The 25311-nt window shown below is 43.7% G+C and carries 23 protein-coding genes; 9 read left to right on the forward strand and 14 right to left on the reverse strand.

The features are described 5' to 3' along the window. Positions 1-19 precede the first annotated feature (19 nt). The 3 genes from ftsX to BQ5375_RS11540 all read right to left on the reverse strand — a co-directional run bounded on the left by ftsX (position 20) and on the right by BQ5375_RS11540 (position 3062). Positions 20-946, reverse strand: coding sequence for a permease-like cell division protein FtsX (gene ftsX / locus BQ5375_RS11530; protein ID WP_022132335.1), 927 nt, complete (start codon positions 944-946; stop codon positions 20-22). Continuing rightward, on the reverse strand, positions 936-1631 hold the full coding sequence (gene ftsE, locus BQ5375_RS11535) for a cell division ATP-binding protein FtsE (RefSeq protein WP_022132336.1): 696 nt from the start codon (positions 1629-1631) through the stop codon (positions 936-938). Before ftsE ends, ftsX begins: the two co-directional genes overlap by 11 nt. A 345-nt stretch (positions 1632-1976) precedes the next feature. Further along, positions 1977-3062 carry a PucR family transcriptional regulator gene (locus BQ5375_RS11540; protein ID WP_022132337.1) on the reverse strand — a complete coding sequence of 362 codons (1086 nt, stop codon included), beginning with the start codon at positions 3060-3062 and terminating at the stop codon, positions 1977-1979. A gap of 492 nt (positions 3063-3554) precedes the next feature. On the opposite strand from BQ5375_RS11540, the gene BQ5375_RS11545 reads away from it, so the two are divergent. Both BQ5375_RS11545 and BQ5375_RS11550 read left to right on the forward strand, forming a co-directional pair. Continuing rightward, a complete protein-coding gene (locus tag BQ5375_RS11545; RefSeq protein WP_022132338.1) occupies positions 3555-4325 on the forward strand; it encodes a DUF8091 domain-containing protein in 771 nt (256 codons plus the stop codon). Between the two features lie 87 nt (positions 4326-4412). Then, positions 4413-5603: a pyridoxal phosphate-dependent aminotransferase gene (locus tag BQ5375_RS11550; RefSeq protein WP_076917960.1), complete on the forward strand. Its 1191-nt coding sequence runs from the start codon at positions 4413-4415 to the stop codon at positions 5601-5603. A 59-nt stretch (positions 5604-5662) separates the two neighbouring features. Here the strand turns inward: BQ5375_RS11550 and ald are convergent, their stop codons facing one another. Beyond that, complete coding sequence (ald, locus tag BQ5375_RS11555) at positions 5663-6772, reverse strand: alanine dehydrogenase (RefSeq protein WP_022132340.1); 1110 nt, start codon at positions 6770-6772, stop codon at positions 5663-5665. Between the two features lie 229 nt (positions 6773-7001). Here ald and glgB point away from each other — a divergent pair, with 229 nt between their 5' ends. Both glgB and BQ5375_RS11565 read left to right on the forward strand, forming a co-directional pair. Beyond that, on the forward strand, positions 7002-8837 hold the full coding sequence (glgB, locus tag BQ5375_RS11560; RefSeq protein WP_022132341.1) for a 1,4-alpha-glucan branching protein GlgB: 1836 nt from the start codon (positions 7002-7004) through the stop codon (positions 8835-8837). Between the two features lie 82 nt (positions 8838-8919). Continuing rightward, complete coding sequence (locus BQ5375_RS11565; RefSeq protein WP_022132342.1) at positions 8920-9696, forward strand: hypothetical protein; 777 nt, start codon at positions 8920-8922, stop codon at positions 9694-9696. Between the two features lie 48 nt (positions 9697-9744). Here BQ5375_RS11565 and cls read toward each other — a convergent pair whose 3' ends face one another. After that, on the reverse strand, positions 9745-11268 hold the full coding sequence (gene cls, locus BQ5375_RS11570; RefSeq protein WP_076918168.1) for a cardiolipin synthase: 1524 nt from the start codon (positions 11266-11268) through the stop codon (positions 9745-9747). Positions 11269-11482: 214 nt separating this feature from the next. Here cls and BQ5375_RS11575 point away from each other — a divergent pair, with 214 nt between their 5' ends. Together BQ5375_RS11575 and BQ5375_RS11580 are read left to right on the forward strand one after the other, a co-directional pair. Then, complete coding sequence (locus BQ5375_RS11575) at positions 11483-12862, forward strand: NAD(P)/FAD-dependent oxidoreductase (protein WP_076917961.1); 1380 nt, start codon at positions 11483-11485, stop codon at positions 12860-12862. A 20-nt stretch (positions 12863-12882) separates the two neighbouring features. Further along, positions 12883-13155, forward strand: coding sequence for a DUF1905 domain-containing protein (locus BQ5375_RS11580; protein WP_022132345.1), 273 nt, complete (start codon positions 12883-12885; stop codon positions 13153-13155). 278 nt (positions 13156-13433) lie between these two features. Here BQ5375_RS11580 and BQ5375_RS11585 read toward each other — a convergent pair whose 3' ends face one another. Beyond that, positions 13434-14024 carry a DUF1836 domain-containing protein gene (locus BQ5375_RS11585; protein ID WP_022132346.1) on the reverse strand — a complete coding sequence of 197 codons (591 nt, stop codon included), beginning with the start codon at positions 14022-14024 and terminating at the stop codon, positions 13434-13436. A gap of 185 nt (positions 14025-14209) precedes the next feature. Here BQ5375_RS11585 and trhA point away from each other — a divergent pair, with 185 nt between their 5' ends. Next, positions 14210-14866, forward strand: a complete 657-nt coding sequence (gene trhA / locus BQ5375_RS11590; RefSeq protein WP_022132347.1) for a PAQR family membrane homeostasis protein TrhA — start codon at positions 14210-14212, stop codon at positions 14864-14866. 39 nt (positions 14867-14905) lie between these two features. Here trhA and BQ5375_RS11595 read toward each other — a convergent pair whose 3' ends face one another. The 6 genes from BQ5375_RS11595 to BQ5375_RS11620 form a co-directional block, all read right to left on the reverse strand. Continuing rightward, positions 14906-16072 (reverse strand): iron-containing alcohol dehydrogenase, encoded by a 1167-nt coding sequence (locus tag BQ5375_RS11595; RefSeq protein ID WP_022132348.1) that lies wholly within the window; start codon positions 16070-16072, stop codon positions 14906-14908. 19 nt (positions 16073-16091) lie between these two features. Next, on the reverse strand, positions 16092-16613 hold the full coding sequence (locus BQ5375_RS11600) for a flavodoxin family protein (protein WP_022132349.1): 522 nt from the start codon (positions 16611-16613) through the stop codon (positions 16092-16094). Between the two features lie 31 nt (positions 16614-16644). After that, positions 16645-17397: a carboxymuconolactone decarboxylase family protein gene (locus BQ5375_RS11605; protein ID WP_022132350.1), complete on the reverse strand. Its 753-nt coding sequence runs from the start codon at positions 17395-17397 to the stop codon at positions 16645-16647. 15 nt (positions 17398-17412) lie between these two features. After that, positions 17413-18039: a cyclophilin-like fold protein gene (locus tag BQ5375_RS14555; RefSeq protein WP_022132351.1), complete on the reverse strand. Its 627-nt coding sequence runs from the start codon at positions 18037-18039 to the stop codon at positions 17413-17415. Positions 18040-18054: 15 nt separating this feature from the next. Further along, on the reverse strand, positions 18055-18597 hold the full coding sequence (locus BQ5375_RS11615; protein ID WP_022132352.1) for a flavodoxin family protein: 543 nt from the start codon (positions 18595-18597) through the stop codon (positions 18055-18057). Between the two features lie 195 nt (positions 18598-18792). Further along, entirely contained in the window at positions 18793-19461 is a 669-nt protein-coding gene (locus BQ5375_RS11620) for a trimeric intracellular cation channel family protein (protein WP_022132353.1), read from the reverse strand. A gap of 323 nt (positions 19462-19784) precedes the next feature. On the opposite strand from BQ5375_RS11620, the gene BQ5375_RS11625 reads away from it, so the two are divergent. Together BQ5375_RS11625 and BQ5375_RS11630 are read left to right on the forward strand one after the other, a co-directional pair. Beyond that, on the forward strand, positions 19785-21617 hold the full coding sequence (locus BQ5375_RS11625; protein WP_022132354.1) for an ABC-F family ATP-binding cassette domain-containing protein: 1833 nt from the start codon (positions 19785-19787) through the stop codon (positions 21615-21617). Between the two features lie 164 nt (positions 21618-21781). Next, positions 21782-22465, forward strand: a complete 684-nt coding sequence (locus BQ5375_RS11630; protein ID WP_022132355.1) for a hypothetical protein — start codon at positions 21782-21784, stop codon at positions 22463-22465. 67 nt (positions 22466-22532) lie between these two features. Here BQ5375_RS11630 and ftsZ read toward each other — a convergent pair whose 3' ends face one another. Both ftsZ and BQ5375_RS11640 read right to left on the reverse strand, forming a co-directional pair. Next, positions 22533-23651: a cell division protein FtsZ gene (gene ftsZ, locus BQ5375_RS11635; protein WP_022132356.1), complete on the reverse strand. Its 1119-nt coding sequence runs from the start codon at positions 23649-23651 to the stop codon at positions 22533-22535. Between the two features lie 238 nt (positions 23652-23889). Further along, positions 23890-25245: a cell division protein FtsQ/DivIB gene (locus BQ5375_RS11640; RefSeq protein ID WP_022132357.1), complete on the reverse strand. Its 1356-nt coding sequence runs from the start codon at positions 25243-25245 to the stop codon at positions 23890-23892. Positions 25246-25311: the final 66 nt, after the last annotated feature.

Here is a 25311-nt window from a genome sequence, read left to right on the forward strand (position 1 = left end):
CTGCACTTCCTTTCTATGGCTACACCTTCAAATGACGGCGGATAAAGAGGTTACTTCCGATGATACCCAGACCGCAGCCTCCGATTGCAAATCCTGCTAACATGTAATGTGCAATATCTTTGAAGTTAATCAATCTGCCAATCGCGATTTCCAGCCAAGAGGAAGGATTGGTCATAATAAACTGGGTGGCGTAGTTGTATGCGACCCACAGACCGCCAAATGCAATCAGCGCAGAAATCAGTCCGATCAGCATACCTTCAATGATAAATGGCATTTTGATGAAGGTGTTGGTCGCACCAACTAGTCGCATAATGCTGATCTCTTTGCGGCGCGAGAAGATCGTAATTTTGATGGTATTTGCAATAATAACCACCGAGACAACTGCAAGAATGATGACAATGACACCACCCACAGTGGAGATTGCTCGTTCCAAATCCGAAAGGATGGTGGCTTCTTCACTTGGTGTGCGGATATCCGGATCAATTCCATCAATTTCCAGAAGCTGCTGTTCCACGCTGTCCAGGGTAGTCTGGCTGACATCTTTCAGTTTAATACGATAAGCATCTGGAAGAATCGGACCCAAATCGTTTCCGTCCACGTCAACTTCTACCATAGCGCTTGCTGCGCCCCATTTTTTCTGTTCTTCTGCCCATGCTTCTTCCGAAGAGTAGAAGTAGTATTCCTCAATCTCCGGTATGTTCTTGATTTCTTCACCGATCTGTTTTGCCTGTTCGTCCGAAACATCCATGTTCAAAAAGGCAACCATTTCGTTTTCATCCTCAACAGCGCCTACAATTACCTGCATGTTCAGCGAGAGCAGAACCGCACTGCCGATCAACATCAAGCAGGCAACCAGAACACCAATCGATGCAAAGGACATCAGTCGGTTCATGTACACATTTTTAAAACCTGTTTTGAGCAGGTAACCCATGCTGCTACCCTTCATAGAAATCCCCCCAATCATCGTTCAGCGAGCCATCTCCAACCACGCTGCCGTGGTCGATGGTAATAACACGACGGTTAAAGCGGGACACCAGTTCGTGCTCATGTGTTACCATAACAACTGTTGTACCGTATTTATTGATTTCGTTGAGCAGCTCTACGATTTCCAGCGAAAGTTCTGGGTCGATATTTCCGGTAGGCTCGTCCGCAATCAAAAGCGGTGGGTTATTTACCAAAGCCCTTGCCAGTGCGACACGCTGCTGCTCACCACCCGAAAGCTGATCCGGATAGTTTCTTGCCTTTGCCGCAAGGCCAACCAGTCCCAGCACATAAGGAACGCGCTGACGAATCGAGCGGTTGGTTACATTGGTAACACGCAGTGCAAATGCAACGTTGTCATAAACGGTCATCTGCGGAATCAATCTAAAGTCCTGGAACACAACGCCCAGCGAACGACGGAACTGCGGAATCTGACGTTTCTTGATTTTATTTAAGTTATATCCGTTTACTTTTACAATTCCCTTGGTCGGAGTCTCTTCACGAAGCAACAGTTTGATAAAGGTACTCTTTCCTGCTCCCGAAGGACCAACAACAAATACGAATTCTCCCTTGTCTACACGAAGGCTGACATTATTCAGTGCCTTGGTTCCATTATCGTAGACTTTGGAGACATTGGTAAATTCAATCACCCCAACACCGCCTTATCATAAATAATTACCAGACAGCTTTTCTGGCGGCAAGTTTCTTCTGCCCGCATCTCATGATCTTTTACGAGCTTTCCTGCCAATTTTTTCTGATTTAACATTCACAATTATAATACATTTTGTTTTTTCTCGCAACACTTTGCTCATATTCGCTCTCGAGTTTGAAAAAAAGTTTACATTTTCTGGCGACATTTGTAATGTTTTACTTTGTTTTGTCTTTCTTTCCAAGACAAGTTACAGACGAAAAACAAAAAATTATATTTTCTTTTGAAATACAGACCAAAAAAACAGACTCGAGAAATCTTCCCGAGCCTGTCATTGTGGCAAAAATTAATATTTTACTGGATTTGCGGTCAGATAACGTTTTACCATTAATGCTACTTTAAACACAATTGCGTGATCAAATTCTCTCAAATCCAGGCCGGTCAGTTTCTTGATCTTTTCCAGACGATATACCAGAGTATTTCTGTGTACAAACAGTTTTCTGGAAGTCTCCGAAACGTTGAGATTGTTTTCAAAGAATTTCTGGATAGTAAACAGGGTCTCGTGGTCAAGGCTGTCAATGGAGCCTTTCTTAAATACCTCTTTGAGGAACATTTCACACAGTGTGGTTGGCAGCTGATAAATCAGACGGGCAATACCAAGGTTGTTGTAGCTGACAATTGCTTTTTCTGTATCAAATACCTTTCCAACCTCCAGGGAAACCTGCGCTTCCTTAAAGGACTTGCTCAGCTCTTTCACACCCGAAACGATGGTTCCGATACCAACAACAACGCGGGTATAGAACTCGCTGCCCAGAGTGTCTACAATCGAGCGTGCAAGTTTTTCGATATCTTTGCTGTTGATACCCGCCTTTATCTCCTTGACCAGAACAATATCCTTTTCACTGATATTGAATACAAAGTCTTTCTGCTTGTCCGGGAACAGGTTCTGGATAACATCGAACGCGGAAATATCATTGGAAGAGACAACACGTACCAGCAGAACAACACGGTTTACATCGGTGTTGAAGTGCAGTTCTCTTGCCTTGACATAAATATCACCCGGCAGAATGTTTTCCAGAATAACATTCTTAATAAAGTTGTTGCGGTCATACTTTTCATCATAATACTGTTTGATGCTTGCAAAAGAGATTGCCAGAATATTGCAGAATTTGGTTGCAATTTCATCGGTTCCTTCTACAAATACCGCATAATCTGGTTTTGCTCTTGTTCCAAACGGTTTGTAGGTGTAACCGTCGCGGACAAAAATGTCCGTATTTTCGTTGAGGTCCAAAACCAGATATTCATTGGTTTCTCCAATGCGTGTCAAGTCGCTGCAGGAGATGGTGACCGCATAGCTGTCTACCACGCCGATGACACGGTCGATGGAGTCTCTCATCTGATGAACAATTCCTTGAAACAATCTGTTAGACATGAACAAATCCCCTCTTCTATCCTTATTCGTCAATATCCCAATTGACGCTCTTTACTCTGTTATATATAGTGTACATAATTTTTAATCAAAATGCAATATAAAATTGAAGAAAAGTTGGTAAACTTCAATCATTTTTTTCTATCCCCACCAAAATTGTCAAATTTCTCCCATTTTTTGGTGGAAAAACCTTGTTAAAATTTCACTTAGCAACCCTATACAAAGGATTCCATCTGCAAATTATCATATTTGTAAGCCACAGTATACTTGCATAAAAACAAACAGAATATTTTGTTTTTTGTCAGTTCACCCTAATTCTAAAGAAATATCATTGTATTTTTACAGATAACTTTGCAAAATTATTTTCCCCTGTTACAAAATTTTCAAATTTTATTTCTTTTTTCTCCATATTTTCCCAGACTTTTGTTTTTTCACTCTTAAAATGGTATAATCATGCTGAATGATTCTTAATCCGTCAAACTGGAGTGACCCAACATGCCATTACAGATTCAATCTCCCAGACCGGAGGAGTTTATCCGATGCCGGGATCTTGTTTTCGATCATAATTTTTTACAGCACGGTATCGGCTCTCTTTCCGAAAAGGTGCAGCATGCTATCCTGAAAAATTATTACTGCCCTAATCCCAGCTGTCAGGAAATCAATCTGGGACGTTTTGTTGCAGATATTGCAGATCAAAATGGTGTCATTGAAATCCAAACCAAAGGATTTGGACAGATGCGAAAGAAACTCTCCTTCTTTTTGGAACATTATCCGGTTAGGATTGTCTATCCTGTGGTGCTGGTCAAATGGGTTGTCTGGATTGACCCTCAAACCGGTGAAATTACTTCACGCCGCAAATCTCCCAAAAAGACAGCCGCCTATGACCTGTTTCGGGAACTGTACAGTATTTTGGACCTGTTATGGCAGGAAAAATTTTCACTCACCCTTCCCCTTTTGGAAAGTGAAGAATACCGTCTGCTGGATGGATACGACAAGAACCCAAAAAAAGGCTCCTCTCGCTCTCAGATGGTACCCTCCTCTATTTTAGGTGAAGTCGCGCTAAACTCCCCTTCCGATCTTTTACAGTTTCTGCCCGACGATCTTCCGCCGGAGTTTTGCTCCTCCGATATCCGTAGTCTTTGCCGCCTCAATAGCCGGCAGACTTCCTATTTCCTTCTGGTTCTGCGTAAACTTGGTTTGATTGAACAGGTCGGCATCAAAAATCGTTTTTATTTGTATCGCGTGAAAGAACAAATCCTCCCTTGATTTTTAAAAGGGAAGTATTATAATAATATTATCGCTTTGAATCGATAAAGTGTCAAATGAAATTGATCCTTTTTGGAGGTTTTCACCATGATTTCTCATAAAATGCAAAATCTTGTCAAAAACAGTTCGGTCATCCGCGCTATGTTTGAGGAAGGCAATCGTCTTGCCAAGCTGTACGGACCAGAGAATGTATTCGATTTCAGCATCGGCAATCCAAGTGTCACACCGCCGGAACAAATCCGCACTGCGATCACCGATATTTTGAATGAAGAAAATCCGTTAACTGTTCATGGATACATGAACAATTCCGGCTATGAAGATGTTCGTCAAACCATTGCGGAACATATCAATCATCAGCATGGCACTGCATTTTCTGCACAGAATATCGTCATGACCTGTGGGGCAGCAGGTGGACTGAATGTCATTTTAAAGACCCTGCTCAATCCGGAAGATGAGGTCATTGTCTTTGCGCCATTTTTCAGCGAATACACAAACTATGTGCAGAATTTTGACGGTAAGCTGGTGATCGTCAATACTGATCCGGAAACTTTCCTGCCAGATCTGACTGCTTTGAAAGCAGCAATCACCAGCAAAACCAAAGCCATCATTTTGAATACACCAAACAATCCAACCGGTGTTGTCTATCCGGCAGAGCTGCTTTCCCAGATGGAACAGGTGCTGACCGAAAAGGAACAGGAGCTTTCCACCAGCATCTATGTCATTTCGGACGAACCTTACCGTGAGATCGTTTATGACGGAGTCACCGTTCCTTTCATTCTTCACTACTTCCATAATGGATTCATCGGCTATTCTTACAGCAAATCTCTTTCCCTTCCGGGAGAACGAATCGGTTATATCGTTGTAAACAACGATATGGATGATTTTTCCGATATTCTTTCGGCGCTCAACGTTGCTACCCGAATCCTTGGATTTGTAAATGCGCCTTCCCTGTTCCAGAAGGTAATCGCAAAAACTTTGGATGCAAGCGTCGATGTCAGCATCTATCAGGAAAATCGCGATATTCTATATCAGCACCTCACTAAATTGGGATTTGAGTGTATCAAACCACAGGGTGCATTCTACCTCTTCCCGAAAGTACCAGATGGTGATGATAAGGCTTTCTGCGAACTTGCAAAAAAATATAACATCCTGCTGGTTCCAGGTTCTTCCTTTGCCGGAAAAGGACATTTCCGTCTCTCCTACTGTGTCAGCAAGGAACAGATTCTGCGCTCGCTGCCTGCCTTTGAAAAGCTTGCAAAAGAAATCTTTCATTCTTAACAAAAAGATTCGCCCACTTAAAAGTGGACGAATCTTTTTTATTTATCTTTTAATAGTATTTAAAAGCATTCATGGATATCAGTGTATTCCATCTTGAAGCTGTCTGCAACGTTCTTGTAGGTCAGCTTACCGTCATAGGTATTGACTGCGGAGTACATTCTTGGATCTTTGTGGCAGGCAGCTTCCAGACCATTTTCTGCAAGCAGCAGGCCATAGCTCAAAGTTGCATTGGTCAGCGCAATGGTGGATGTCCTTGGAACAGCACCCGGCATATTTCCCACGCAATAATGTACGATTCCATCTACTTTGTAAATCGGGTCATCGTGATAGGTCATATGGGTGGTTTCACAGCAACCGCCCTGGTCAACCGCTACGTCAACGATAACCGAACCTGGACGCATCTCACGCAGGTAGGAACGACGAATGATCTTCGGCGCTTTCTTGCCCGGAATCAATACACTGCCGATGACAAGATCTGCCGTTTTCAGTGCATTCTCGACGTTTACATCGTTGGAATACAGTGTCTGGATTCTGGAGCCAAAAATATCATCCAGATATTCCAGTCGGTGGATGTTGATATCCATGATGGTAACATCCGCACCCATGCCCACAGCAATCTTGCACGCATTGGTTCCGACGCTTCCGCCGCCAAGGATGACAACTTTTGCTTTTGGCGTTCCTGGTACACCCGAAAGCAATACACCGGAACCACCATACAATTTCTCCAGATATTTTGCACCTTCCTGCACACTCAGTCTGCCGGCAATCTGGCTCATCGGTGCAAGCAGCGGCAGATAGCCTCTGTCTTCCAGTGTTTCATAAGCAACTCCGGACACTCCTGCTGCCAGCATTGCATCGGTCAGTGCACGGTCTGCTGCCAAATGCAGGTAGGTATAGATAATCTGCCCTTTTCGGAAAAGTGGGTATTCATCGGGAAGCGGTTCTTTTACCTTAACGATCATATCTGCAGTTGCCCAGACTTCCTTTGCGCTTTCCAGAATAATTGCACCGGCTTTGACATAGTCCTCGGTCATAAAACCAGAACCGACTCCGGCGTTGCGTTCAATATATACCTGATGTCCTGCATTGACATAACTCTTTACATTATCTGGGGTCAGACCAACACGGTACTCATACTTTTTAATTTCCTTAACGCTTCCGATCTTCATAAATTCATGCCTCACTTTCCTCGAATCCGATATTTGGAAAGACCTCTCCAAACTATGTTCCAAGATTTCTCTCCTTCTACATTATGCATGATTCACAGTAATTTTTCAATAGTTGATAATTTTTTATCAACTATTTTTTAAAATTTCTGACGAAAAGTCAGATGGTACTGTTCAACTGCACTGGAAAATCGTATAATAGAATCAGAAATTACAGGAAGGTGGCGTGAGAATGGATAGAGAAAAAATAATCGAATATCTGCGCGGACGGGGGCTGTTTGGATATGAACACTTCGGCGCACACTTTGTATGGGAGGATAACTGCTCTCAGGTGCGCTTTACCGTTTATGCCCCCAATGCAAAAAACGTCTGCCTGATCGGTGACTTCAGTTCCTGGCAGCCCTGGCAGATGCAGCGGCTGGACTGCGGCGTGTGGACCTTGGTCTCCCCTGACCCGCAGGAAGGACAGCGTTATAAATACCAGATCACTACCCAGAGCGGTGAGGTGTGGGACCGTGCTGACCCGTTTGCGTTCAGCAGTCAACTCCGACCAGAAAATGCTTCTGTCATCACCTGTTTAAATCACCACATATGGCAGGACAGCGAATGGCTTTCCAAACGCGGTAAAAACTTCGATCGCCCGCTCAACATCTATGAGCTGCATCTCGGCTCCTGGAAACGAAAAGATGGAGAGGATGCAGAATGTTTCTACCAGTATGATGAAATCTGCGACCAGCTGATCCCTTATTTAAAAGAGATGGGATATACCCATATCGAACTGCTCCCACTGACCGAATATCCTCTGGATGCCTCCTGGGGATATCAAGTTTCGGGATACTTCAGCGCTACCAGCCGCTATGGAAAACCCGAACAGCTGATGAAGCTGATCGATTGCTGTCATCAGGCAGGAATTGGGGTTATCTTTGATTTTGTTCCCACCCATTTCGTTCGGGATTTTCATGCGCTTCATTTGTTTGATGGTTCCTGTATGTACGAGCCGGATGACGAAAATCAGCGCTACAGCCCATGGGACACCGCTTTATTTGATTTTACAAAGCCTCACGTTATCAGCTTTCTGCGCTCCTCTTTAAATTTCTGGATCTCCGTCTACCATGCGGACGGTATCCGCTACGATGCTGTTGCAAACCTAATTTACCGCAATGAAAAAAAAGAAGATGGACTAAATGATGCCGGCCTTTGGTTTTTGCGCAGTGTCAATTATGACCTGTGGCAGGAACACCCCGAAGTCATGCTGATTGCGGAAGATTCCAGTGACTACCCAAAAGTGACTGCACCAGTAGTTTATGGCGGACTGGGATTTGACTACAAATGGGATCTGGGATGGATGCACGATACTCTGGATTACCTTGCTACCCCATTTGGAGAACGTTCTGCCATGACCAATCGCTTTTTGTTCTCGATGAGCTACTTTTATCAGAATAACCACCTTCTCCCTCTTTCACACGATGAGGTGGTCCATGGCAAGAAAACGATCATTGACAAGCTTTGGGGCAACTATGAGCAAAAATTTGCACAGCTGCGATGCCTGTATCTGTATTTGTTCTTCCATCCGGGCAAAAAGCTTTCCTTTATGGGCAACGAACTTGCCGAATTTTTGGAATGGAGCGAACAGCGTGAACCCGGCTGGAATCTTTTAAGCTATCCTGCTCATCAAAAATTTCATCAGTTTCTGCAAAAACTCCACAAGCTATATCTTGAATTTCCCTGCCTGTGGGAACAGGACTACGACAGTCGGTATTTTCGCTGGCTGCATATGGGACCGTCTATTTTTGTCATTCAGCGCAGCGATTATCAGCAAAACAGCCTGATTGCTGCCATCAATCTTTCGGACAAGGATGCTCAATGTACGTTGGAACTGGATTGTGGTCTTGTTTCGATTCTGGATACACTTGATCCGGAGGAAACAAACGTTTGCGATGTTACTGTCAAAAGCAAATATCCTTACAGTGATAAAATCACTCTTTCCTTGACTGTTCCCGCTCTCAGCGGTGTCGTTTTAAAGCCATCTGAACCTCAAAAGAAAAACATAAAAAAGAAGATTTCATAATTCCTGCATTTCTTTCATACAAATCCTATGGTACAATAGAATCAGAAAAAATGATTTGGATTTGTAAAATGGGGGAATTGCCATGACAAAATACAATAAAAAAATATTCGCATCTATTCTGGCAGCAGTGATTGCAGTTGGAATGTTTGGATGCTCTCAGCAGAACGAGCAGGAATCTTCCGGACAAACCACACAGGAAACATCTGATGAATCTGGCGTGGAAGAAAATACTTCAACCACTGATGTTTCGTTTAGTCGTTCCAACGAAGAAATTGCCAAAGATTTCTGTACTGTTTGGGCAGACAAATGGGCACAAATCGAAGAGGAAGGCGTTACCAGCAATCAACAGGGGCGTGCATTTCTGGAAGATATGGACAACGATGGAGCAAAAGAGCTGATCTTCCTGTATGACAACGATGTAAACTTTAACGCTGTAGTCTACCGGATCAGCGGCGATAAAACCGAAGAGCTTGGAACCTTTGTTCTCTCCAACACCTCACCGGAACTGAACTTCACTGTGTATCAGGGAGAAAATGGCGCGATTCTCAAACATGTTGCAGTTCGGGAACTGACCTCTGAGACTCAAAACGAAACAGAGGAAAGCTATATCATGATGGAAGACGGAAAAGTTTTGCAGGAAATCCTGTTCTCCACTACCTACGACGGAGTGGATACCTACTATGACAGCATTATGGCCGGTGCAAACGAAATCTCTTTAGAAGAATTTGATGCAATGCGTCAGGATCTTTTGGGAAATGCTCAGGAAGTTGGAAATGTTACTTTTACACCGGAAGATTTCGTTGATTTTTCTGATTCAGATGCTTTAAACAGCTATCTTCTCGACCTTCTTTCCAAATAACAGCATACAAAAAAGGAAGAGCAAAATGCTCTTCCTTTTTTATTTTCATTACATCAAAGGTGCAAATACTCTTAATACCGAACGGCCAAGTTTGCGCACAAAAGAAACTTTCCTGCATTCTTCCAGGGTGATCTCCTGACTTAGCTGCTGGGTCTTAAAGAAGTCTTCCTTTACCGCCGCAACGCTGTCTGTCTGATACATCCATGCAGCACACTCAAAATGCAGATATAAACTGCGGTAATCCAGATTGATGGTTCCCACTACTGCATAATCGTCGTCCACTACAAAGGTTTTCGCATGAATAAAGCCGGGCGTATATTCATAAATCTTTACCCCTGCTTCGGTCAGATTTTCATAGTGAGCGCGAGAAACAGCATGCACATACCATTTGTCCGCAATGTGCGGTGTGATGATTCGGACGTCAACTCCGCTTTTTGCTGCAATGCTCAAAGCGGTGATCATTTCGCTGTCCAGAATCAGATATGGGGTTGTGATATAAACATAGTGTTTTGCCTTGTTGATCAGGTTAAGATATACTGTCTCTCCCACTGCCTCGTCATCTAGTGGATTGTCGGTAAATGGCTGAACATAGCCCGGGGCACTGGTATCCCATTCGGTAGGATAGTATTTGGAGTAATCTTCCTTTTCTTCATGCAGGTAGTCCCACATGGACAGGAACATTGCTGTCAGTGCAAATACACCTTCTCCTTTAAGCATGACCGAAGTGTCCTTCCAATGTCCATGCTTTTCATAGGCATTGATATATTCGTCTGCCAGATTGATTCCTCCGGTAAAGCCGACATTTCCGTCAATTACACAGATCTTTCGGTGATCACGGGTATTGAATTTGCTGGACAAAATCGGCACAAACGGATTAAAGACACTGCATTTGATTCCGTAGCTTTCCAGTTTTTTGTTGTATCCGTTCGGCAATGTCATGATACATCCCATGTCATCATAAATCACGCGGACATCTACGCCCTGAGCTGCCTTTTCCTTCAGGATATCCAGAATGGTGTTCCACATCTTTCCTTCCTGAATAATGAAATACTCCATAAAGATGTATTTCTTTGCTTTTTTCAGTTCTTCCACCATTCGTTCAAATTTGATTTCTCCCATTGGAAGATATTCTGTCTGTGTATTTTTATATGGCGGGCTGTAGGCATTGCGGGTGATATACTGCGATTGATTGACAGCATCTTCTGATTCCTTTTCAATACCCGAAGCTTCACTCATTCGCTGAATCGGTTCCCTCATTTCCGTTCCGATCTGCTTTAATTTTTTACGCATGTAATGTCCGGTACGGTCTGAACCAAACAGAATATAGATTAATCCGCCAAATACCGGAAGCAGCAAAATCGGGATCAACCAGGCAATCTTGTATGCCGGATTGCTTTTGTCGTTGATAATTTTTAATGTCATTACAACACTCAGCAAAACACTTGCTGCATAGAAATAAACAAAATAATTATTGAGTTTCCAGATAATCCCAAACAGCAGTACTGCCTGAATCAAAATGAACAACGCTGTAATTACAACGCGTTGTGTCAAAAAACGCAGAACCTTTTTCAGCATCTTTTTTCTTCCTTTCTCGGCTTTCTTTTCATCTATCTTATCATATCCCCTATTGCTTTTCAATCATGTAATTTTTTGTAAATTAAAAGAAGGACTGGTTTTTCTTTTGATTTTATGATAAACTTAAATATGTATGGGAAAAATGTGAAGGCAAAAGAAAAAAAGAGAAAAAGTTATTACGCCGACTCAAATTTCTCTGGAGGATTGTACTATGAAAAACTACTACGACATTGCCATTATCGGTGGCGGCATCGGCGGATTAATGACTGCTTACCGCATCACCGAAAAGAATCCTTCCGCTTCGGTGTGTATCATCGAAAAAGGACATGCCATCGAACAGCGCACCTGCCCTATTGTTACCAAAAAAGTAGACAAGTGCATTAAATGTCCTTCCTGTGCAATTATGGAAGGTCTGGCCGGTGCAGGCGCTTTTTCAGATGGAAAATACGTAATCTCCACCGAATACGGCGGATGGCTGACCGAATTTCTCAAGCCTCAAACAGTTATTGATTACATCGAGCAGGCTGACAAGATTCTGGTTTCCTTTGGCGCAACCACAGAACGTTTTTCTCCGGACAATGAGCTGAAAAAACTTTGTCTGCGCCACGACCTGCACATGAATCAGGCACAGCTCAAACATCTTGGAACCGATTCCAACTTTGAGACAATGCGCCGTCTGATCGAGGATCTTCGCACCCGCTGCGACATCATCACTGATACAGAGGTTACCGATGTAAATCGTGATACTCTGGAAATCCTGATGCACAGCAAACAGGGAGATTCTTCCTGTAAAGCTGGAAAGGTTATCTTTGCCGTAGGACGCGTTGGAAGCCGTTTCTTCTCCCGCTGGTGTACAGAAAACAACATTGCGCTGAGCAATAATCAGGTTGACATCGGCGTACGTGTTGAACTTCCTGCCATTGTCTGGGAAGATTTCTCCAAACGTATCTACGAGCCAAAAATCTGGTACCGTTCCAAAGGATATGGGGACAAAACCAGAATGTTCTGCTTTAACGAGCGCGGCAGCGTTGTAACCGAAAATACAGATGGCGTACTGACTGTAAATGGTCACTCTTACCGCGACCAGAGCCGCAAAACAGAAAACTCCAACTTTGCACTGCTCTCTACCATTCGATTCACCGAACCGTTCAAACAGCCAATCGATTATGCACGCCACGTAGCAAGTCTGGCAAACCTGATCTCCGGCGGCAGTGTACTGGTTCAGCGCTTGGGTGACCTGGAAAATGGACGACGCACCGATGCAAAGCGTCTAGCTAACTCCACCACTCAGCCAACCCTCAATGCTGTTCCGGGTGACCTCAGCCTTTGTATGCCAAAACGTCAGCTCGACAACATCATTGAAACACTTCATGCTTTGGATGCGGTTGCTCCTGGTACTGCAAACTACGATACCCTCCTTTATGGTATCGAGTGCAAATATTATTCTGCCCGTCCTCAGACCGAAAATTTCATGATTTCCGGCTGCAAAAACATTTATGCTATCGGCGATGGCGCAGGCTTCACCCGTTCTCTTTCTCAGGCAGCTGCAAACGGATTGTATGTTGCTGATCAGATTTGTTCGGAAAATTAGTCTGTTAAGAAAATTTGTGTATGGATAAAAAGATTTATCATTTCTCTGCAGTTTTGCAGAAGGTTCCTGACATCGATGGTGCTTACATCGAAATCCCTTTTGATGTAAAAAAGGAATTTGGCAAAGGTCGTGTCAAGGTTCATGCTGAATTTGACGGAGTCCCTTATGATGGCTCTTTGATCCGTATGGGAACGCCCTGTCACATTATTGGTGTACGCAAGGACATTCGGCAGAAGTTGCAAAAAGTTCCCGGCGATACCATTTCTGTTGTCCTTTGGGAGCGCGAATCTTAAACAAACAAAAACCTTATTCTAAAATAAAAAGGCGGTCTGAAATTCAGACCGCCTTTTTTCTGTCAGCATGATAGAAACTGATTGACTTTTCCCAAAAAAATTTGCAACTTTTGACGTTTTTCACTAGTTTTTTTGTTTTTTTTGATTCTTTCCTCTTGATTTTTCTCAGTTTGACTGATAATATAATTACATTATTTTAAATCTTTCATTCATTTGTTGTGTAATAAAAAATAAGCAGAAGCCGTATTCCGTATGGGATGCGGCTTCTGCTTTTATTGTTATCTTGCTGATTTGGATGAAGGTTTTGTCTTTTCATCCTGCACAAAGAAGCTGTCAATCATTGCTTCCGAAACCCGTTTGCAGTAACTGGAGATACTTGCCAGACTCAACAAAAGCGAAACAAGCGCTTTGATGTCCATTTCTTCTGCATAGTTCTCCCTCAGGCCGTTTACAATAGTACTAATGCCCTCTTTGAGTTTGAGCTGATTGACGGTATCCTTCTCGAAAATTTCTTCCAGACCATCGGAACGAACCCCTTCTTCCATCAAACGGGTCATTACCTGTTTGATGTCCCCAATCGAAAGTACATTTTTGAGATTACAGATGATCAGAATCTGTAAAATCTGTTCACGGCTGTATTTTTTCCCACGCATTGGACGAATCATTTTTTCTTTGCTGTAATTGTTTACCATCGACTTGGTCAGGATTTTATCCTTTTCCCGCCGGCGGGTTTCTCCCAGTTTGTCCTCGAACAGCATTAAAATTTGATCGATATATAAATCTAGTTCTGGAATTTGATCAGGTTCCAGACGATTTTGATTGACCGTAGAGCTGATAATCTTTCCCAGGCTCCCTTTATTTACTTCCATACTCTTTTTTTCTTCTCCTTTCCCTTTTCTGAAAAGGCAGGGTTATCCCGCAGATCATTTCCATTGTTTCTTATTTTATATTATTTTTTAAATTTTCGCAAGATGTATTGCAAACGTTGCCTTTATTTGTTATTATAAAATACATAAAGTAGTTTTAATAACTACATTATGTAAGGAGGCTTAATATGTATCGTCTTTTTAAGAACGCCAGAGAACCCATGAGCAGCTACACACATTTTCTGGGAATGATTTTTTCGACTGCTGCAACTATCTTTCTTGTTCTGCTAAACACAATTAACGGAGATTTTTCGGTACGAATGCTGGTATCCATTCTGGTCTTTGGATTCTCCATGCTTGCGTTATACAGTGCAAGTTCCATCTATCATTTTTACAATGGCCCTCTGTTTAAACAGGAGCGGCTGCGCAAACTGGACCACGCAATGATCTATGTTCTGATTGCCGGCTCCTATACCCCAATCTGTCTGAAATTTATGGAAGGCAGCTATGGCATCATCTTTGTCAGCGTTATTTGGGCAATCGCACTGTGCGGTATTTTAGTCAAGATGTTCTGGATGAACGCCCCCAGATGGCTCTATACCAGCTTTTATCTGCTGATGGGCTGGGCAATTGTATTTGACTGGAAAGCGCTTCAGATGATTCCTGCTGGTGCTATTGCACTGCTTCTTGCAGGTGGCATCGCTTATTCTGTTGGCGCTGGATTTTACATCGCAAAGAAACCAAACTTTTCTTCCATCTTTGGATTCCACGAGCTGTTTCATGTATTTATTCTACTTGGTACCTTCTTCCACTTCTTGGCAGTCGTCTTTTATGTTGTATTATAGTAAAAACACCTTCGCTTAATATGCGAAGGTGTTTTTTATTTACATACTTTCTTTTAGAATTTCTACAATTTCATCATGGGTCAGCACATGATATCCACCCTGCATAATGAAGGTTCCATCTGCAATGCCTTCCAGCATTTCTTCCTTGACACTCAGCTGGGTAATATTCATGACCAGCCCAATTTCCTTCATCCAGCTTTCCATTCGGGAAAGTCCTTCGGCTGCAACCTCTTCTTCGGTTTTTCCTGCTGCATCAACATTCCATACATTTACAGCAAAGCGGCAGAACTTCTTTAAGCCATACGGACAGATATGGCGGTAATACGGCAGTGAAACAGCTGCTAAAGTCATACCATGGGTTGCATCTGTATAAGCTCCTATCGACTGACCAATCATATGAACCATCCAGTCGGTACTCTTACCCTGTGCAATCAGGGTATTCAGTGCCCAAGTCGCCGTCCACATGATGTTGCTGCGTGCTTCATAATCTTCTGGGTTTTTTACTGCAATCCGGCTGGAATGAACGAGCGAGCGCATCAAGCCTTCTGCGATATAGTCAGAGGTGCTGTCGTCCTCTCCGGAAAAATACTGCTCTGTGATATGGTTAAAAATATCATAGAATCCCGCTACCATCTGATATTTTGGCAGAGTGAAGGTGTATCTCGGATTGAGGATTGCAAACTTAGGAAATACCTGATCCCCAAACACGTGACCGATCTTGCGTTTTTGACTGTGGTTTGTGATAACTGCACCGCCGTTCATTTCAGAGCCGGTTCCTACCATGGTCAAAACACAACCTACCGGAACAATTTTGCAGGAGACGTCCTCCATCTTCAGATAATATTTTTCCCATGGATCTTCTTCGCAGTATACAGAAACCGATACCGCTTTGGCATAATCACAAACCGAACCGCCTCCGACCGCCAGAATAAAATCTACGTTATTTTCTTTTGCAAGGCGGCATCCTTCATACAGCTTTTCAACAGTTGGATTTGGCATAACACCCGCATCTTCAACAACCGTTTTTCCGCTTGCTTTCAGGATATCCATTACCTGATCGTAAATACCATTTTTCTTAATGGAACCACTTCCATAGCAAAGCATCACTGTTGGACCATATTTGGACAATTCATCATGCAGATAATTCAGTGAATCTTCTCCAAAATAGAGTCTGGTTGGATTGCAGTAGCTAAAATTTCCAAGCATCTATATTCCTCCTAAGCGTTTATTTCAGAGCTTTTCCAAATTCGTACAGTTCCTTCATCTTTTCTTCGGACTGATTCTGTTCTCCAAAGGCGGTAAAAATTCCCATATTTTCCAGTTTCAGATAGTCCAGAAAAGAATTCTGATATTCATAGACTGCACCACCATACACATCATCGCTGCCCGAACTTAAAATCAGGGCAGCCTTTTTTAGATTTTTAGGCTTATCCAGTGCATAAATTCGGTTGATGGCACATTGAAGCTGACCGGTAAAGCTGTGATAATAAACTGGTGAAGCCAGTACAATCATCTCTGCCTTATCAAGCAGGGGATAAACTTCTTGCATATCGTCCTGCTGAATACAGGTTCTGTTTCCTTTTGTGTGGCAATATTCACATGCAAGACATCCGGCAATTTTCTTCTGGCAAACCGAAATCACCGTAACCTGATGTCCGTTTGTCTCTGCCCCATCCACAAATGCTTTCACCATAGCCGCTGTATTGCCGTTTGGGCGTGGACTGCCATTGAGTACCAGAATATTCATTGTTTCAAAGCTCCTCTGTTGTGTCCAATCACTATTTTAACTTACTGTAAGTTTCCTCATCTACCGCTTCCAGCCATTCATTGCTGCCTTCCACTGCTGGTACTTCCAGCGCCAGATGAGAAAACCAGCTGTCACAAGCTGCTCCGTGCCAATGTTTTACCCCAACCGGAATATTGACAACATCCCCTGGATGCAGTTCCTGCGCTTCTTTTCCCCATTCCTGATAATAACCTCTGCCGCTGATGCAGATTAAAATCTGTCCGCCGCCGCTCTTTGCATGGTGAATATGCCAGTTATTGCGGCATCCTGGCTCAAAGGTTACATTAAAAATTCCAACCTGACTGGTAGAAATCGGAGCGAGATAACTTTGGCCGACAAAGAATTTTGCAAAAGCATCGTTTGGCTGGCCAATTGGGAATATCATCGAACGCTGATGCTCTTCCTTTGCGTTTGCAGCTTCTGGTTCTGCCCATACATCTTTTGCCATTCTGAATGCTGCCCATGCCTTTGGCCATCCTGCATAGAAGGCGGCATGGGTCAAAATCTCTGCGATTTCTGTTCTGGTAATTCCATTCTGTTTTGCAGTCATCAAATGATATTGGAAAGAAGAATCCACCAGTCCCTGTGCCATCAGGCAGGTAATGGTCACCAAAGAGCGGTCCCGCAAAGATAATGCCTGCTCACGGCTCCAAACCTCTCCAAACAGCACATCGTCATTTAACTGTGCAAACTTCGGGGCAAATTCTCCCAAAGTATCTCTGCCTGCTGTCTGTTTTACTGCCATATTGATTGCCCCCTATTATGATTGCAGGGAAAATGTTACAGTAACATCTCCGCTGCCTAATGTTTCTTTTAGTAATGCTTCATCCAGATCATTGATTTTTCCAATTGGAGTCAGACTCCAGGAATTGGTGTCATAATAAATGACCAGCGTTCTTCCCTGATACAGAATAATATCACCGGCAGTTGTGTTCATCTGCTGATTGTTCTGTGGCAAAGTAACTCCCAGATCAGCTCCTTTTTCCATGCCGGCATAGTCACTCATCTTAAGAGTAAGCGGTCCATCTTTTAACAGTTCCTTCAGTGCATCCACCGACGAATTGTTTGCCAGTGTCGCGGTAAAAGTTTCCTGTCCGATTTCTATTTTCAGCATATCACCTGTCTGGGATGACTGAGAAATTCCGGGCACTGCCTCTTCCTTATCTTCTGATAAAAGAGCCTCTGATGCCAGTTCTTCCTTTTTTGGGATCTTTGCTTCATTCTGAATTTGCTGCTCATCTTCTTCCGAAATTTCGCTGCTTTCGCTCTGTGGGGCAGACTCTGTCCCCATCTGCTGTGAGTCTGTCGTGCTTTGTGTCTCACAGGCAGTCAGAAAAATGCAGCAAACCACACAGGTTATCAGCATCAATGCCCATGAATTTCTCATTCTTCCCTCTCCTTTTTACTGAATTTTATTTCCCATCTCATAAGCTTCTTTCAGAGCTGGATGGCCTTTGATGCTGCCTGCAGCATCTACGCCGCCTGCAAATACGGTTCCTGCCAGTCTTGCGCGCTCAAAGCAGTCAATCCATCCTTCCAGGCCGCTGAGCGCTCTGCGGTCTACGCCCTCTGCGTCTTCTGCTGCAGTGGAGAGAAGATAGATATCACCAAATGCATAATCTGAACCATAAAGAGAATTTGCACGGTCCAGCATTGTTTTCATCTGTCCTGCCATCTCATAATAGTAGATCGGTGTAGCAAAAACGATTACATCTGCATCATGCATCTTCTGTACAATTGCCGGTGCATCATCGCGGATGATACAGCTGCCTGTTTTCAGGCAAGCCAGGCAACCTTTACAAAACGCAATCTGTTTGTCTTTCAGGCTGATTGTTTCGACATGGTTTCCAGCCTGCTGTGCACCATCTACAAACGCATCTGCCAGTGCATCCGAATTACTATTGCCACGAAGACTTGTTTTGATTACCAAAATATTTTTGCTCATTTTTTTCTTCCTTTCCTGTCATAACAAATCTGTTGTTTTGATAAAAGAATAAGATCTTTTATCATGGATAAACCTCAGTTGGGTTTCTTTGCCCCTATTATAGAACCTGGAGTTCACTCAAAGTCAATACCCTGTTTTTATTTTTTTACAAAAAATCTCTGTCCGAACAAACGAACAGAGATTTTTGTATCTTATCTATTGTGCTGTCGTATTTCTTCCCGGTTCTACCGAGTTTGGAAGATTCCAGTGGAAACGGATGGATATCAGCCGCAGTGCAACAATCAGTGCGGCACATAACAGCATACACAGTGTTTTCGGAAGGAAATTCTGCAGATAATAGTAGATCAACGCTCCCGGAATAGCCGCTACGGCGTAGATTTCTCGACGCAAAACCAAAGGAGTGCGTCTTACCATGATATCCCGCAGCATTCCACCGCCCACACCGGTCATAACACCGACAAAGACTGCAAGAAAAGCGTTGTGATATCCGCTGTCCAATGCCGTGTTAACCCCGATGATAGTAAAGATTCCAAGGCCTAAAGCATCAAAAAAGGTAATCAGCCCCATAAAGCTGACAAATTTTCCATTCTCCACAAAGTTTCCATATCGATGCAGCAGGAAAAGCATCAGGGATGAAGTGACAATTGCCACAACAACATAAATTGGATTAAGGAACATACTTGGCGGTGTCTTGCCTAAAATCAGATCCCGCAGCATGCCGCCTCCCACCGCTGTGGTCATCGACAAAACCGGTATTCCAAAATAGTCCAGCCCTCTTTCGATTCCAACTAGACCTCCGGAAATCGAAAATACGACCGTTCCAATCATCTCCAGCGCAAAAACAACCACTTCCAAAACTGACATCCTGATGCACTCCCTTTCATCCATGTTTCTTTGTTTGATACTGACAAAATATTGTCAAGTTTTGCAGCATATCTGACAACTCACTGTCTTGTGTTCAAGAATAACGCAAAGAGCTTAAAATGTCAATAAAGACATAATGAATTTATAAAAATTGTTGTAATAAACAAATATCATCTTCTTTCATCACATAGCTCCTATTACTTTTCCAATTTCATTGTCCTGTATAACCTTTGATTGACAGTTTTCCCCTATCTGCCGTATAATCTAAATAGCAAAATATGATGATTCTTTACTTTTTGATAGAGAAATGGAGGCCTATTGTTTTGATTTTACTCAACGCAGAAAACCTTTCCAAAGGTTACAGCGACCGCCAGCTTTTGGATGGATGTTCCCTTGCAGTCAACGAGGGAGATAAAATTGGTCTGATTGGTGTTAACGGAACTGGAAAATCCACCCTTCTTAAAATTATTGCCGGACTGGACTTTCCCGACAGCGGAACCGTCACCCGTGCCGGTGGTGTTCGTGTGGCTTATCTACCACAAAATCCTGTGTTTAGCGAGAATGCAACCGTTCTGGAGCAGGTCATGAAAGGTGTTGCCATCAGCGAGGAGCTCGCGGAAGAGGCAAAGGTGCGCCAGCAGGCAGATGAATACCAGTGCAAAACGATTTTGACAAAACTGGGACTGAACGACTATGACCAGAAAATCAGTCTCCTCTCGGGCGGCCAGAAGCGCCGTGTAGCCATGGCGTGCGCCCTTGCTGCTGAAGCAGAGGTACTGATTCTGGACGAGCCAACCAACCACATTGACAGCGAAATGGTAGACTGGCTGGAAAGCTATCTCAAGCGCTTTGCCGGAGCTGTCCTGATGGTCACCCATGACCGTTATTTCCTGGAACGGGTGGTAAACCGCATCGTAGAGCTTGATCATGGAAAATTGTATTCCTATCCAGCAAACTATTCCCAGTATCTGGAACTCAAAGCACAGAGAGAAGAAATGCAGCTTGCCACAGAACGCAAACGTCAGAGCCTCTACCGCAAGGAACTTGCATGGATTCAGCGCGGTGCAAGAGCAAGAAGTACCAAACAGCAGTTTCGTGTCAATCGCTTTGAGGAACTGAAAAACAGCGAATATGTTCCGGATAACAGCAAAATGGAAGTATCTGCCCTTTCTTCGAGGCTTGGTAAAAAAATCATTGAAATCGAAAATATTTCCAAGTCCTTTGATGGCAAAGTTCTGGTCAAGGATTTCAGCTATAATCTTCTTAAAGGAGATCGCGTTGGCATTATCGGACCAAATGGTTATGGAAAATCCACCCTTGTCCGCATGATCTGCGGCGTCCTGGAACCGGATTCCGGAACAGTCGTGCATGGGGATACCGTCAAAATCGGCTATTTCTCACAGGAATCTTTTATCGGCTCAGAGTGCGATCCGTCCACCAAAGCAATCGACTACATCAAGAGTATCTCACAGGAAATCGATACTCCAGAGGGCAAACTGACTGCTTCCCAGATGATGGAAAAGTTTTTGTTCTCCTCAGACTTGCAGTACACCGAAATTGGACGTCTGTCCGGTGGTGAGCGACGCAGACTCTACCTTCTGCGCGTTCTGATGGAAGCTCCAAATGTTCTGGTACTGGACGAGCCGACCAACGATCTGGACATTGAAACTCTGTCTGTATTGGAAGATTATTTGGAAGAATTCCCTGGCGTTGTCATTGCGGTCAGCCACGACCGTTACTTCCTGGACAAACTGATGAACCATGTTTTTGTGCTTGCCGGTGATGGCCAGATCACCCATTATACCGGTGGTTATGCTGATTACCGCGCCGATGTTGCCGCACAGGAAAAGGCAAAAAAAGCTGCAGAACCAGCCAAAGCCAAAACGACCCAGGATGGCAGAAATCAGCGTGAAAAACTTAAATTTTCCTTTAAAGAGCAGCGTGAGTATGAGCAGATTGATGAGGTCATTGCCTCTTTGGAAGAAAAAATCCAGCAGACTGAAAAGGATATCGCTGCAAATTCCAGCGACTACGGTGCTTTGCAGGAACTGACCGAGAAAAAAGAACAGCTGGAAACAGAACTTGCCGAAAAGATGGAACGCTGGGTTTATTTGAATGACCTTGCAGAACGAATCGAGGCACAAAAGAAACAATAATATCTTGCTTTCCGGCTATTTTTCATGATAGAAAAAGGCTTTTCGAGGAAATCTGTCTCGGAAAGCCTTTTTTGTTCGCAATTTGTGGACTATTGTTTTCTATTGGTTGACAAACTATGTCTTTTATATTACAATTATCAAAAAATATCAAAAAGGAGCACATCATGAAAAAACATCATCGTACCATTCGAATTATCTATTTCACTGTGCTGATTCTCGGAAGTTTTCTTGTGGGAGTTATGATTTCTGCCTTTAACCTTGAGGGAACCATCAGACAGGTTGTCTACTGGGGATGGATCGCCTTTATTCTGATTTGTGCGCTGCTGATTAATTTTCTGTGGCAAAAAAAGCTTTTTAGAAAAATCAGCGATCTGACCCCCACTTTGTATCGTGACCCTGACCTTTACATCCAGCAAATTCACGAGCTTTTGGACGATATGCGTTCCAAACCCCTGCGTCAGCTCTTGACTATCAACCATGCAGCAGCCTTGTGCTGTAAGAAGGACTATACAGCTGCTCTTTCAATGCTTGAGCAAATTCCTTCGGACAAGGTTATTTCTGTTTATCGTCCTGTTTACTGGGCAGATCTTGCACTGACCTATTTTTATCTTGGAGAAGAAGAAAAAGCTTCCCAAATCATGAAGGATCAGCAAACAACCTTCGCAAAATGGAAAGATTCCAAACATCTGGGCGGCACTTTGGCGGTGCTTCATATTTTCGACCTGCTCTCACAAAAAGAATTTGGACAGGCACAGGAAGCCATTGACACCCTGCGCCCACGCTGGGAGGACGAACATAACGCAGAAGATTTCGACCTCTTACAAAAGCGCTGTCTGCTGCAAAAATAATCACAACATAAAATAAAAGGTACAGTCAAAATTGACTGTACCTTTCTTTTTGTCTTTTATTAAGAGATTATCTTCTCTGACCAAAGATGGACATGATATCAAATGGCATATCATCGTCATCTGGCTGTTTGTAAGAATCGTTCTCTTCTTTTTCTTCCTTCTTGGAAGTATCTGTGCTGGAAGCTGCTTTGAAACGGTAATCCGGAATATCAAAGTTTTTGTCCAGTTCAAATCCGGTTGCGATAACGGTAACAACCATCTCATCGTCGAGGGTATCGTCAAATGCAACACCGAAGATGAGGTTAACATCAGGATGAGCGCAAGCACGGATCATATCAGCAGCCAGGTTAACTTCATCCAGCTCGATATCGGAAGGAGCAGTAATGTTGAGGATAACTCTTTCTGCACCATCGATGGAAGATTCCAGCAGTGGGGAGGAGATTGCTGCTTTTGCTGCGATCTCTGCTTTGTCCTTGCCGCTTGCACGACCAACGCCCATGTGAGCGGAGCCAGCACCACGCATAATCTGGCAAACGTCCTCGAAGTCGAGGTTGATAAGTCCAGGAGTGTAAATCAGGTCGGAGATGCTCTGTACACCGTGTTTGAGAACATTATCTGCCTCTACGAAAGCATTGAGCAGAGTAATCTTGGTCTCAGAAGCCAGACGCAGACGTTCATTCTGAATAACAACCAGAGCGTCAACATTTTCTTTGAGTGTTGCAATACCGCGCTCTGCCTGTTCCATTCTCTTTTTGCCTTCAAATTCAAATGGTTTGGTTACAATACCAACAGTCAGAATATTCATTTCTTTTGCGATCTGTGCAACAACAGGAGCAGCACCGGTTCCGGTTCCGCCGCCCATACCGGCAGCGATGAAGATCATCTGACAGCCTTTGATTGCAGCAGCAATTTCTTCGCGGCTTTCTTCCGCAGCTTTCTGGCCTCTCTCTGGAACGCCTCCTGCTCCACGACCTCTGGTCAGACGGTCGCCAATTACGATCTTCTGACTTGCTTTGGAATTTTTCAGTGCCTGTGCATCGGTGTTAATGGAGATGAAGTCCACACCCTGCATTCCGCCTTCGATCATGCGGTTAACAGCGTTACCGCCGCCGCCGCCGACACCAATGACTTTTATAGTCACTTCTACGCCATCATAATCGTTGTCGAGTTCAAAATTCGCCATCATCTTTCTTCGTTCCTCCTATACTTTATCTCCAGCATACAAGATGCAAGCTATCATCAAAATTCATCCTATACTTTCATATTCGGATTGAAATTTTATCAAGAACAATCTACTTAAATAAAATGTACATATATAACCTATCAGATTTTTGCAAATTTTTCAATAGATTCTTCGATAAAAAAGATAAATTCTAAAAATAGCAAATTCCTCTTTGCCGCTTCTGTGCTTTTTGACGAAATTTTTAATTCACAATCGGAGCACTGCTTGGCGAGTTGAATACGTTTCCGCCGGTTTGCGTGCTGCCCGATTGATTTTGGGACTGCGTCTGATCCTGAGCCTGTCCATTCCCTGTCTGCTGCGTCTGGCTGCCAGTTGATGGCTGTGCAGCAGAAGACTGGGTACCGGCAGTTTGTCCGCCAGTGTTTTGGACAACTCCATTAACCTCGTTAACCTGTGGGGAAGCTTTTGGAATATCCGTCTGAGTTTGTGCCTGTGGAGCTGTCTGTTGTTCATTCTCCTGAGTTTCTCCGGAGTCTTGCGTCTGTTCAGGCTGTGTGTCTGTTTGCTCTGCTGACTCCTGCTGACTCTGCTCTTCCGGCTGGGTCACTTCACCAGTTTGTTCCTGTGTTTGCTCCTGACCGGTTTGTTCCGTGGATTCTTCCCCTTCCTGTGTACTTGGAGTTAATGTCTGCATCGGTTCAGACTCTTCACCGCCCACGATATTATCGGTAACAGGCGGTTTCTCCACACCAAAGTCATGGTAGGCATCTTCATTCTTCACCTTATCAATGTCAATCGACATGGTGTGCAGTGCCGGAGGATTGCTGAAATCGAGTGTTCCCTCTTCTGGAACATTTTCAAACTCCTCGTCCCCGCTCTCCTTGCCGTCCAGTACACCTTTGATAAAATGAATTTTATAATCCATATCGATGTTGGTTCCCAGCTTCATCAGAAGCCTGTCCTCAATCATGACTTTGATGTTCAGCATATCGGTAACATCATAATAGGTGATGTCGTTAAAATCATTGTTCTTCAGTTCTTGCTGCACGGTCTGCAGCGCCTGAATCTGCGGAATCAAATCAGAATTCAGGTTGCTTGATTCCCGCACATAACTTCCGGTACTATATGTCTGTCCGGTAATTCCCACGATTTGTGGTATCCCTTCAGACAATGCCAGAACACCGGTTTCCAGAACCTTACCGGTAGTGGAAAGTATTGCAAAACCTTCGTCGGTATAAACTGCACCTAAAATTTCTTCCTCTTCAATCTCAACCTTTAATGTTGTTGGAAACTGTCGGCTGATTTTGACCGAACGGATATAAGGCAGTTTTCCGACCAACTTCTTTTCTGCGTTGGAAATGTTAATTTTAAACAGGCTCTCACCCTTCTCTGCGCCGATTTCATCCACAATCTGTGTCTCACTGTACACCGTACATCCGCTGATCTTGATCTTGTCCAGCTTAAAGAACACGGTATAGCACATGATAAAAGCGATTGCAAGACAAAATGCCGCAAGCAGGATATAATGCAGAAGGTACCGCCGCACCTTCCGAAAAATACGCCTTTTGGGCGAGCCGCGGGACTGCACTCCTGACATCGGGTGATCTCCTTTCCTGTTTATTTCTATATCCAAAAAACCGGATTCCGGCAGGCTGTCATCCTG

Source organism: Negativibacillus massiliensis, from assembly GCF_900148495.1.
Taxonomy (GTDB): Bacteria; Bacillota; Clostridia; order Oscillospirales; family Ruminococcaceae; genus Negativibacillus; species Negativibacillus massiliensis.